Below are 8,615 nucleotides of genomic sequence, written 5' to 3' on the forward strand. Positions count from 1 at the left end.
GACCGCGGACATTGCTGGCTACGACGGTACCCCGCGACGCGCAGGCACGAGATCCGAGGTCAGTCCTCGAGCATCTCTCGGCGCGCGCCTTCGCCCATGCTGTCGTAGTCCTCAGCAATGAGCTGGTCGAGGTAACGCTGCTTCGGAGACTCCGAACGAGGACCCCTCGTGCTCGACGTCGATCCGGTCAGCGTTTCAGGTGCGTCAGTTCCATCAGGCTCGTCGCTCATGCAGCTACGGTAGCGACCCTCGACGCGCGCTGAGCAGGTGTTTTGGCTTTGGCTTGCGCCTTAGGCGAGGAAGGCCGGAGCCCGAGCGGACTCCGGCCTTTTGGCATCGCGATCAGGCTGCCCTAGATGCGTTGTGACGGCGCGCGGGCCGCCCATCGGTTGCCGTACTCGTATCTGCGGTCTCCTGAAGGGCCGCAACGAGCCTGGGGTCGTTGAGGAAGTTTTGTTCAGCGACGGTCAGGACAACAGCCGGCTCAAGAACGAGGCGCCCACCGGGCTCCTCGGTCACGAGGTACTGGCCGTGCTGCGCAAGCTTGCCGAGGCTCACGCGCTTCCTTCCGTCGACCTGGATGAGGGTGCTCATGGTCGCCTACTTTTCAGTTCTTGTGTCTGTGTCTGTGTCTGTGTGGTCCGCTCTGGGACCGTCTTGTGCGTGCCAGTTTACCCCTAAACCGTCGCGCCGCAAGTGGGAGCTGGGGTAATGGGGCAAACGAGTGTAGGATGAGTGAATGCACCTCAAGATGGACCCGCGAGTAACAGCGCAGTTCGCCCTATACGATGCGCAGGATCCCGACCTCGCGGACGCGTTCGATGAGATTTTTGACCTCCTCGAACGAGATGACCCCGCCGATCCGGGGCACTGGCGTCTGCGCAACAAGCTCATCCGCCCAGCAAACGCCTTCGTTGTCACTGTCCGAGTGCGGGGCCGAGATCAGGCGTACTACCTGTTCTGGCAGCCCCAGGACATGCAAGAAACGGCCGTCGTTCGCTTCATTGGAGACGGCGCGGCCGACCTCTCCTGAGCGCACTATCCGGACGCGACCCCGGCTGGTTGACTGCAAGCGCAGGCTCGGCCCACCCCAGCCGCAATGCCGTGGCGACGCGGTCGGCGCCGACCGTCACCTCAAACGTGCGAAGTCGGAGAAATCTCCGCCACCTGAGGCGGACAGGTAGTCCGAGCTGACGTGGGTGATGAGGCATCCTGCTTGTTGCAGTCGATCCCGAAGCGCCTGTCGGCGCTCAGGGGAGTTGTCCATCGCCACGCGGTGTCGACCGTCGATATCGCTCCACAGATCACTGTCCCCGTAGGTGACGATGATGGTCCGGCTCGGAACACGACCGAAAGCAAGCCCGGCTTCGAAGATCACGTTGGGTCGAGCTTGAAGTCGTCGGATCGACACGCCGAGGTCTGGGTGAAGCGCCGCCCATTCGTCAGGCGTGATGAGCGCGACGATGGCCTGAGCCCGAGTGAACGCCAAGTCGATCGCGGCCCCGGTGAAGGGGCTGCCCTCTCCTGAGTCGTTGACGATCGTCTCGAACTCCAACGGCACCAGGTGCAGCGCTCGCAAGAAGGTGAACATCGCCGTCCGCGCCCTCTGATCCTGCCCGTAGATCACCGCTACGCGTTTGCGAGCATCGAGGTCAGTTGGAGCGGTTGGCCGAGGTGGGAGGGGAAGGGTGGCGGGCGGCGCCGGTTCAGCAGCGGACGCGGGAGCTGCGGCTGTCGGCTGTCCCTGGTCGGGCAGGACGTACCCCTGAGACGTCCGCGTGACACCGTGGCGGTTCAGCACTCTGGTTTCGAGAGTGCGGTAGGCGTCAGAGTCCATCCGGAACTCGGAGGCAGGATGATCGACGTAGAGCGCGTTGAGCAGATCCAGAACGTACCGATCGGTGTCTGCTTCGTTTTCGAAGATGTGCCTGATGATCGCGGCGCTGCGAGTAGGCAGATTGCCAGTTGTGTTGAGGTTGAACGTTTCCTGATAAGTGTTCATGTTGCCGTGCGTCATGCCGGCCTGCAGCGCGTGAGCTAGATGCCGGCGGTCGTCACGATCGAATGTCTGCGAAGGCATAGGCAGAGGCTAGGTCCTGGGGGCTGGTCGCCGGTTACGCAGGTGCGGGGCGCGTCCCGTATGGGGATGGTTGACCGGACAGTTGCGAAGCGGATCTCGTCTGAGACGATCGGCTCGGATCGGACACCACTGAGCATGAGCACGCCACCAGAAGCAGCAGCACTCGCGCGAGACGCTGCGGCGCGCACCGATGACGCCGCCCTGATGGACGGCGCGCGCCGAGGCGACCGGGCGGCGTTCGGCCGGCTCTACGACCGGCACGCGGCGACGACCTACCGCTATGCCCTCAGTATCGTCCGCGCGCCCGCCGACGCCGAAGACGTCGTGCAAGACGTATTCCTCACCACGTGGACGCGGATCAACGACGTCGCGATCGTAGACACATCCGCCCTCCCGTGGCTGCTTACCACCGCACGGTTCACCGCCCTCAACCTCATCCGAACCAAGACCCGTGCACGGAACCGCACCGAGGACGCGGACCTGTCCCTGCACCCGGATCGACGCGGCACCCCTGACGAGGAAGTCGCGAGGCGCCAGCTCGCCGCGGCGATCAAGGAAGCCGTCTCCGAGCTCTCCGACACCGATCAAGCGTTGTACTACCTGTGCATCGAGCAGGGCAGCAGCTACGCCGACGCCGCGAAAGCACTCGGCTCCACCCACGGTTCCATCCGTAACCGGCTCAGCAGGCTCCGGGCCTCACTCCGCACCACCCTGCGCCCCTTTGAAAGGGAGAACTGATGACCCACGACCTCGGCCCGACCACGGAACAGCTCACCAGGATGCGCGCCACCATCCTCACCGACATCGCTGCCCGCCACCGCTCCACCAAGCGCCGCCGCCTCGTCGGTCTCGGCCTCGCGGCCGTCGTCGCGACCGGCACCAGCGCCGCCGCGATTGCCGTCACGCAGGCCAGCAATGACGAAGCGAACACGAGCTTCGACTGCTACTCCGTCGCCGACGTCCGCGCGGACCACGGCACGAGCAGCCTCGTGGACGATGACCGCAACACATTCGAGCTGCTTCCACTGTCGGAGCGGGTCGCCGCCGCCCTCGAACGATGCGAAGCGAGCTGGAGCGCCGTCCCCGACGAGCCCTACCCGGGAAGCGGACCCATCGACGTACCCAACCCGACGGTCTGCGTCCTCGCGGACACCAGGCTCGGCGTCTTCCCGAACAGAGCGGGCCAGCCCACCGGCCCCTTCTGCGAAGGACTCGGCCTCGAACCGCCGACAGTCGCGGCATCTGCCGACTGAGCCATCCCACGGAAGGCGTTACGTCCCGTAAGAGGATCGCTGGCCGGGCGTCTGGGAGGATCAGCGCATGTTGCTGGACGCCGAGCTTGCCGCAGCGCTCGAGGCTGTCGGGATGCGGCGGCGTCATCCGGTTTCGGAGTACGACTACCGGATCGATGACGTGCGGCTGGTCGCTGGTCTGCTCGACTTTCGGCTTGTGCAGGTCGGCGGTCACACGGCTCGGATCAGGATCGCGTTGCCGTCGTCGGGAAATGATCAGCCCTGGATCTATGCCACCCCGCGAGATGCTGCGGACTGGACTTCGCAGCTGCTCGTGTGGATCGATGAAGAGGTGGGGACCGGTGGGCTTTCCGGCGGACGACTCCGAGTTGAGGAGGGCGGCGTGACGTACCTGGTTGTCGCGCCCTACGGCTGGCGGAGGGCCAGCGAGGAGGAGCACATAAGACTGCTTGACGGGACACGCGCGTAGAGGGCGTGCTTCCGCGGCTCGGAGGGGCGGATCAACCCCGGTGATCTGACCGTCCCGCATGGGGATCGATCTGCGGGACGCTTTCAGCGGACCGCTCGGAGGGGCTTGGCGTCGTCGTCGCTTGCTCGTGATGCCGCCAGGGTCGACCGCAGGTCTTCTCGTGCTCGTTGGTAGCGGGTGCGTGCCGTGGACGCGGGGACGCCGAGGAGTTGTCCGGCTTCGGTGATGGAGAAGCCGTCCCAGTGAATGAGGCGGACGAGCTCGGCCTGTTCTGGCGCGAGCCTGGCGATCGCATCGCGCACGTCGACTCCTTCGTCGGCGGGGCGTCCTTCGGTGGAAGCGGTCGTGAGGACGCCGCGGAGCCGGCTGGAGAGGTCGGCTCGCCTGTTCTCAGTGCGGGTGCTGTTCGAGAGGACGTTCCGGGCGATGCCGAACAGCCACATCCGCGACTCCTCCGCGGTGCGGGGAAGGGCGCCGACACGGCGCCATGCGGTGAGCATGACGTCCCCGAGTGCGTCGGCGGCGTCCTCGAGAGGGAGGCGGCGTTGCAGGTACTTGAGCAAGTCGGGCGAGGCGACGCGCAGCGCCTCGGCGAGTCGCTCCGCCTCATCGGACTTCTGGCGGGTCACCAGGTCGCTCCGGGGCAGCGGGCCTCGCCCGCGATGCTGAGGTTCGCGGCGTCGACGTCGACGTTCTGCGCAGCGAGTTCGGCGTCGAGGGCGTTGCTGATGATGCGTCCAACCGCGGTCGAGTACTCCCGGTCGGCGTTGTAGAACTCGGTGCCGTAGCCGGCCGACGTGCGGGATCCGTCAGCGTTGATGAAGGATTGGTCCTCGGTGCGCAGTTGCGCGACGGTCTCCTCGAGCGCACCGTCGCTGAGGAGAGCGTCGATGTCGGTCGTCTGGTAGAAGTTCTCGACTACGGCGACGGCCGCCGGATCGGTCCCTTGAACGTCTCCCATGCGCTCCTCGCATTGGACACCGCTGGGCAGCGAATAGGTGATCGAGGCGTCCGGCGTCTCCGCCCACGGCGACCACGCGCCCGTCGCCGCGGCGGCCGCTGTCGCCATGCCACCGAGTAGTACCAGCGAAGCGACTCCGGCGACCGCAGGACGGGCCCAGCGGTGGCGGCTGACGCGGGCCTCTGCCGCCGCGAGCTGTTGCAGCTCGGCCAGCTCGGCGGCGACGTCGTCCGTCACTGTCGATGTGCGGGGGCTGGACTCATTCAGCAGGACGTCCAGGGGGTCTCGGTCAGGGGCGGCAGTCATGACGGGCTCCTTCGAAAGCGGGTTCATCCTGTACATGTCCACCCGACCCGCAAACGTCTGCCGCAGCACGAAATCGGCTCGCCGCCCTCGTCAGGGCGCCGGCGACCACGCCGGACGTCAGGTCGCGAGGGACGCGGCGAGCTCGGCGGGCGCTCCGGCGGAGCGGGGCTGCCACGACTCGAAGACGCCGTAGGCGATGATCCGCTCCGCGGTCGACAGCAGCGGATTGCAGCTCGTCATCGTGATGAGGCGGTCGGTCGGAGCGACGTCGCTCGTCCAGGGGACCGGATCGATGACCTGCACTTCGGAGGGCTGCACGTATTCGAGGTTCCGGAACCGGTAGGTGTACCAGCCGTCGGCGGTCTCGATGTAGATCGCATCACCCAGTTGCAGCTCATCGATGAGGTGCATTCCTCCGCCGGCGGCGGAGCGGTGCGCGGCGATCGCGAAGTTCCCCACTTCGCCGGGCATCTGCGTTCCCGGGTAGTGGCCGATGCTGCCCACGTCGAGCACGTTCTCCGCGTCGACGCCCTCAGCGATCGTGCGCACCCACCCCTCGCCGTACCGGGGGATGTAGAGGTTCCCGAACGTCGTGTCCAGAGCCGCGACCGGCGCGATCACCGGGTCAACAGGCGCGGCCGGCTCAGCGCTCGGCTGTGACGGCACCTCAGCGGACGGCGCGCCATCGCCCCAGCTCTGGCGCAGCTCAGCCGCTTGATCGGTCTGCCGGCCTGCGATTACGGCGTCGTTCCACCACAGCTGCCAGGCGAGGAACAGCAGAACGAGCACCCCTGCGGTCATCAGCAGCTCGCCTAGGACACCGAAGAAGGACAGGCGTCGACGGGCCGGACGGCGCCGGCGCCGCGGCACGTCCACGGATGACGGAGCGGTCATGCGAGGAGTCTAGGTGTGCCGCTCTCACCGGCATCGCTACGGGAGACGTCTCGTGCGGGAATCGTTCGACGGTCCGACGTTTTGGGCCACTGCTCGTTCTCGCGCGCCGTCGCCGTCCCTTCCGCTGCCTGCCCTGACCCACTGGCAAGCGCGTCACCGCAAGCGAATCGCGTCGCAGTGTTCAGCCCGGAGTGCACCGGGCCGAACGATCAGATAGCGACGGACGGTGTAGTAGCTGCTCCATCCGGCGTGTTTGTGCGAATACTCGGGTTCCGGGTGCGTGACGGGTAGACGAGGGCTAGACCGGCTGCTGCAATCCAGCACGCTGTCCAGAGGCCGTGTCCGGGAGTGCTGTCGGCGCTGCCCCATTCGACCCAGAAGAATCCTGGGTCTGCCACAGGGCAGGCGATAACAACTGCTGCAACCGTCGCTACCCCTGCGGGAACCCAGGGAACGAGGCGTGCGACCACCAGAGCTACAACGACGAGAGCGAGGGCGCCCCAGAGATACAGAAGGGGCATGAGGTCGTATGACGACATGGCCTCAGCGCAGGACGGGTTCATTTCATTCCATCTAGCGCCTGTGCATGGCTGCCAGTAGGACGACGTCGTCCAGGTCACCCACAGTGAGATGCCCATGAGCGTACCCGCGCACGCCAACCGGACTAGAGCCTTAGTGTGCTGGCGTCGCCCCATGCTGAAAATGCTAGTCCGCCGACCGTCCCGGTGGACGATCGTTCATCGGTGCACGCAGACGCGACACCGAGCGCCTGTCGTTCCTCACGGTCGCCTGCACAGCTCGTCGCTGCGTCCCAAACCTCGTGCAGATGACCGTGAACGTTCAGGTCTTCGAGTTCGTCTGCACAACCGACGTGAGCGCGCCGGAATCGTCAGCCGCAGTAGTGATGCTCGAGTACTTCACCCCTCGAAGAAGTAGTGCAGCACTCACCCCGCCGACTACAGCCGCCACGACACCGAGACCGACAGCGATCCCCGCCGTCATCGGATCACCCACGACGGCAGCTACGCCGGCCGCAACAACCCACGGAACGCTCGACCCTACGGCCGGCCCAATAGGGCTGATCAGCGGGGACGACTCGGTGGCTCGTCCCGACCGCAGAGTGATCAGAATCGCCACGAATCCTCCGGCGACGGCAGCCAGGGCACTGACCCCACCGATAATGGCGCCCACCATAATCAAGTAGGCGAAGGCGCCCCACCCGCCCTGTTCGCGGAAGTCGGAGTTACCCGTAAGGACCAATCCCAGACCGAGCAGCGCACCCAGCACCACGCCGACGGGTACAGCACAGAGAGCGGCCCTCCGATGAAGATGGACGATCTGCCGCATGTAGCCACGTTAGCCGGAGAGTCTCCCGGTCAGCGCAATGGCCGTCCCGTAAGAGGATCGTTCACCGATGCGGATCTGACCCGAGTGGTCCAGCGCGCTCCTGCCGTTCACCCGTTGGTCCGATAGTGATGTTGTGCAGACGCTGTCGCTCAAGGCTTCCGCAGCGATCGCGGGCGCAATCACTCTCCTCGCCCTCGTCGCGGGCGTCTTCCTCGACGGATTCTCGTTCGCGTGCAACGAGTCCCTTCCGCCTCAGTGCACGGGGTTTGACGTCGCGTGGCCGGCTCTGTGCTCTGTCGCCCTCGCGACCCTTGTTCTCCTGGTCGTAGCGATGCGCGCCAGCAGGCGCTCTCACGCTCGATGGAGGTCGCTGCTGCTCGCCTTGGGCGTGGTCGGCGCCGTCACCAGCTGGGTTCTCGCTCTGCGTACCGCCATGATCATCGGTTGAGCAGCCCACGGCACGGTCGAACGACCGCTTGTTCCGTATGGAGATCGTTCATCGGGGCGAGGGGGCGGTGGCCTTCGCTTCGACCGTGTGGATCTAGCTCAGGTTCACCTTCGAGTTCTATGTTGAGCCCATGAAGCGACTCGCGACGTCAGGCCAGTTGGTTGGATGGACAATCGCCTTGCTCGGGGCTGCTGGTGCCGCCGCGTTCCTGGTGCACTGGAGCTCGTGCCTCGGTGGCCTGAACGAGGGTTGCTACAGCGCCACACAGTCAGACTTCACGTGGATCGCCACAACGATCGTCTGGGCCATCGCCTTCCCGCTCGTGATATTCGGCGCCTTCGTACTCTCGCCAGGACGACCCGTCACGCTGATTGGTGTTGGGCTCCTCATGGTCATCAACCCCCTCACCGACCCTGGAGCGTTCTTTCTCCCGTGGGATGTCGCGGACACCTTGCCCTTTACCGGCGTCGCCACGTCGCTAGCTGCTGTGACTGCAGGTGTCCTCCTGGCCGGATCTTCCTACCGAGCCCGTCGGCCCGATCACAGCCGAGTCGGGAAGCCAGCGCCCGCTGACGTCGCCTACTGACCTTCGATCGGACTTGGGTCGTCCCGTTAGGGGATCGTTCACCGGTCGCGTATCCAGCTACGGGCAGCGGTAGGTCTTCGCGAAGTCGGTTGCCGTGAACTGCCTTCCCTCGGTCATCGAGGTCAGTGACGGGCAGATGTCGTTGTTGTGCGCCGCCGCTACGAAGGGGGTCGCTGCTTGTGGGACGCAGCCGTAGTCCTGGTCGGGCTGGTCGAGGATGCGCAGCTGACCTGTCTCCCCGGCGGCGAGGTGAAGATCGGACCAGGAGCAG

The 8,615-nt window shown here is 65.8% G+C and carries 14 protein-coding genes; 6 read left to right on the plus strand and 8 right to left on the minus strand.

Going from position 1 to position 8,615, the window contains the following annotated elements; translation table 11 throughout:
- Positions 1 to 59: 59 nt before the first annotated feature.
- Positions 60 to 230: a hypothetical protein gene (locus tag C5B98_RS17090; RefSeq protein WP_181065555.1), complete on the minus strand. Its 171-nt coding sequence runs from the start codon at positions 228 to 230 to the stop codon at positions 60 to 62.
- A 112-nt stretch (positions 231 to 342) separates the two neighbouring features.
- A complete protein-coding gene (locus C5B98_RS14020) occupies positions 343 to 594 on the minus strand; it encodes a hypothetical protein (RefSeq protein ID WP_104263429.1) in 252 nt (83 codons plus the stop codon).
- Between the two features lie 145 nt (positions 595 to 739).
- On the opposite strand from C5B98_RS14020, the gene C5B98_RS14025 reads away from it, so the two are divergent.
- On the plus strand, positions 740 to 1,033 hold the full coding sequence (locus C5B98_RS14025; protein ID WP_104263428.1) for a hypothetical protein: 294 nt from the start codon (positions 740 to 742) through the stop codon (positions 1,031 to 1,033).
- 96 nt (positions 1,034 to 1,129) lie between these two features.
- Here C5B98_RS14025 and C5B98_RS14030 read toward each other — a convergent pair whose 3' ends face one another.
- Positions 1,130 to 2,080 (minus strand): TIR domain-containing protein, encoded by a 951-nt coding sequence (locus tag C5B98_RS14030; protein WP_104263459.1) that lies wholly within the window; start codon positions 2,078 to 2,080, stop codon positions 1,130 to 1,132.
- Between the two features lie 66 nt (positions 2,081 to 2,146).
- Between C5B98_RS14030 and C5B98_RS14035 the strand changes: the two genes are divergently transcribed.
- The 3 genes from C5B98_RS14035 to C5B98_RS14045 all read left to right on the plus strand — a co-directional run bounded on the left by C5B98_RS14035 (position 2,147) and on the right by C5B98_RS14045 (position 3,802).
- On the plus strand, positions 2,147 to 2,818 hold the full coding sequence (locus tag C5B98_RS14035) for an RNA polymerase sigma factor (protein ID WP_181065556.1): 672 nt from the start codon (positions 2,147 to 2,149) through the stop codon (positions 2,816 to 2,818).
- Positions 2,818 to 3,333: a hypothetical protein gene (locus tag C5B98_RS14040; protein WP_104263426.1), complete on the plus strand. Its 516-nt coding sequence runs from the start codon at positions 2,818 to 2,820 to the stop codon at positions 3,331 to 3,333. The genes C5B98_RS14035 and C5B98_RS14040 overlap by 1 nt, the downstream gene beginning before the upstream one ends.
- Positions 3,334 to 3,400: 67 nt before the next feature.
- Positions 3,401 to 3,802 (plus strand): hypothetical protein, encoded by a 402-nt coding sequence (locus tag C5B98_RS14045; protein WP_104223337.1) that lies wholly within the window; start codon positions 3,401 to 3,403, stop codon positions 3,800 to 3,802.
- An 83-nt stretch (positions 3,803 to 3,885) separates the two neighbouring features.
- Here the strand turns inward: C5B98_RS14045 and C5B98_RS14050 are convergent, their stop codons facing one another.
- The 4 genes from C5B98_RS14050 to C5B98_RS14065 all read right to left on the minus strand — a co-directional run bounded on the left by C5B98_RS14050 (position 3,886) and on the right by C5B98_RS14065 (position 7,310).
- On the minus strand, positions 3,886 to 4,431 hold the full coding sequence (locus C5B98_RS14050) for an RNA polymerase sigma factor (protein WP_104263609.1): 546 nt from the start codon (positions 4,429 to 4,431) through the stop codon (positions 3,886 to 3,888).
- Positions 4,428 to 5,069: a hypothetical protein gene (locus tag C5B98_RS14055; RefSeq protein ID WP_146076973.1), complete on the minus strand. Its 642-nt coding sequence runs from the start codon at positions 5,067 to 5,069 to the stop codon at positions 4,428 to 4,430. Before C5B98_RS14055 ends, C5B98_RS14050 begins: the two co-directional genes overlap by 4 nt.
- A 117-nt stretch (positions 5,070 to 5,186) precedes the next feature.
- The gene (locus C5B98_RS14060) at positions 5,187 to 5,963 is read right to left on the minus strand and encodes a class E sortase (RefSeq protein WP_104260278.1); all 777 of its coding nucleotides are present in this window, start codon (positions 5,961 to 5,963) and stop codon (positions 5,187 to 5,189) included.
- Positions 5,964 to 6,803: 840 nt separating this feature from the next.
- Positions 6,804 to 7,310, minus strand: a complete 507-nt coding sequence (locus tag C5B98_RS14065) for a hypothetical protein (protein WP_146076974.1) — start codon at positions 7,308 to 7,310, stop codon at positions 6,804 to 6,806.
- Between the two features lie 133 nt (positions 7,311 to 7,443).
- Here C5B98_RS14065 and C5B98_RS14070 point away from each other — a divergent pair, with 133 nt between their 5' ends.
- Together C5B98_RS14070 and C5B98_RS14075 are read left to right on the plus strand one after the other, a co-directional pair.
- Positions 7,444 to 7,758 carry a hypothetical protein gene (locus C5B98_RS14070; protein WP_104263611.1) on the plus strand — a complete coding sequence of 105 codons (315 nt, stop codon included), beginning with the start codon at positions 7,444 to 7,446 and terminating at the stop codon, positions 7,756 to 7,758.
- Positions 7,759 to 7,888: 130 nt separating this feature from the next.
- Entirely contained in the window at positions 7,889 to 8,344 is a 456-nt protein-coding gene (locus C5B98_RS14075; protein ID WP_104263612.1) for a hypothetical protein, read from the plus strand.
- 57 nt (positions 8,345 to 8,401) lie between these two features.
- Here C5B98_RS14075 and C5B98_RS17095 read toward each other — a convergent pair.
- A partial coding sequence (locus C5B98_RS17095; protein ID WP_181065557.1) for a hypothetical protein occupies positions 8,402 to 8,615 on the minus strand: 214 nt, incomplete at its 5' end.

This window comes from Rathayibacter sp. AY1A5 (assembly GCF_002930875.1).
Classification (GTDB): domain Bacteria; phylum Actinomycetota; class Actinomycetes; order Actinomycetales; family Microbacteriaceae; genus Rathayibacter.

Coding starts and splice junctions, on each gene's coding strand:
- C5B98_RS17090 (WP_181065555.1), bottom strand. CDS start 230: ATGAGCGACGAGCCTGATGGAACTGACGCACCTGAAACGCTGACCGGA.
- C5B98_RS14020 (WP_104263429.1), bottom strand. CDS start 594: ATGAGCACCCTCATCCAGGTCGACGGAAGGAAGCGCGTGAGCCTCGGC.
- C5B98_RS14025 (WP_104263428.1), top strand. CDS start 740: ATGCACCTCAAGATGGACCCGCGAGTAACAGCGCAGTTCGCCCTATAC.
- C5B98_RS14030 (WP_104263459.1), bottom strand. CDS start 2,080: ATGCCTTCGCAGACATTCGATCGTGACGACCGCCGGCATCTAGCTCAC.
- C5B98_RS14035 (WP_181065556.1), top strand. CDS start 2,147: ATGGTTGACCGGACAGTTGCGAAGCGGATCTCGTCTGAGACGATCGGC.
- C5B98_RS14040 (WP_104263426.1), top strand. CDS start 2,818: ATGACCCACGACCTCGGCCCGACCACGGAACAGCTCACCAGGATGCGC.
- C5B98_RS14045 (WP_104223337.1), top strand. CDS start 3,401: ATGTTGCTGGACGCCGAGCTTGCCGCAGCGCTCGAGGCTGTCGGGATG.
- C5B98_RS14055 (WP_146076973.1), bottom strand. CDS start 5,069: ATGACTGCCGCCCCTGACCGAGACCCCCTGGACGTCCTGCTGAATGAG.
- C5B98_RS14060 (WP_104260278.1), bottom strand. CDS start 5,963: ATGACCGCTCCGTCATCCGTGGACGTGCCGCGGCGCCGGCGCCGTCCG.
- C5B98_RS14065 (WP_146076974.1), bottom strand. CDS start 7,310: ATGCGGCAGATCGTCCATCTTCATCGGAGGGCCGCTCTCTGTGCTGTA.
- C5B98_RS14075 (WP_104263612.1), top strand. CDS start 7,889: ATGAAGCGACTCGCGACGTCAGGCCAGTTGGTTGGATGGACAATCGCC.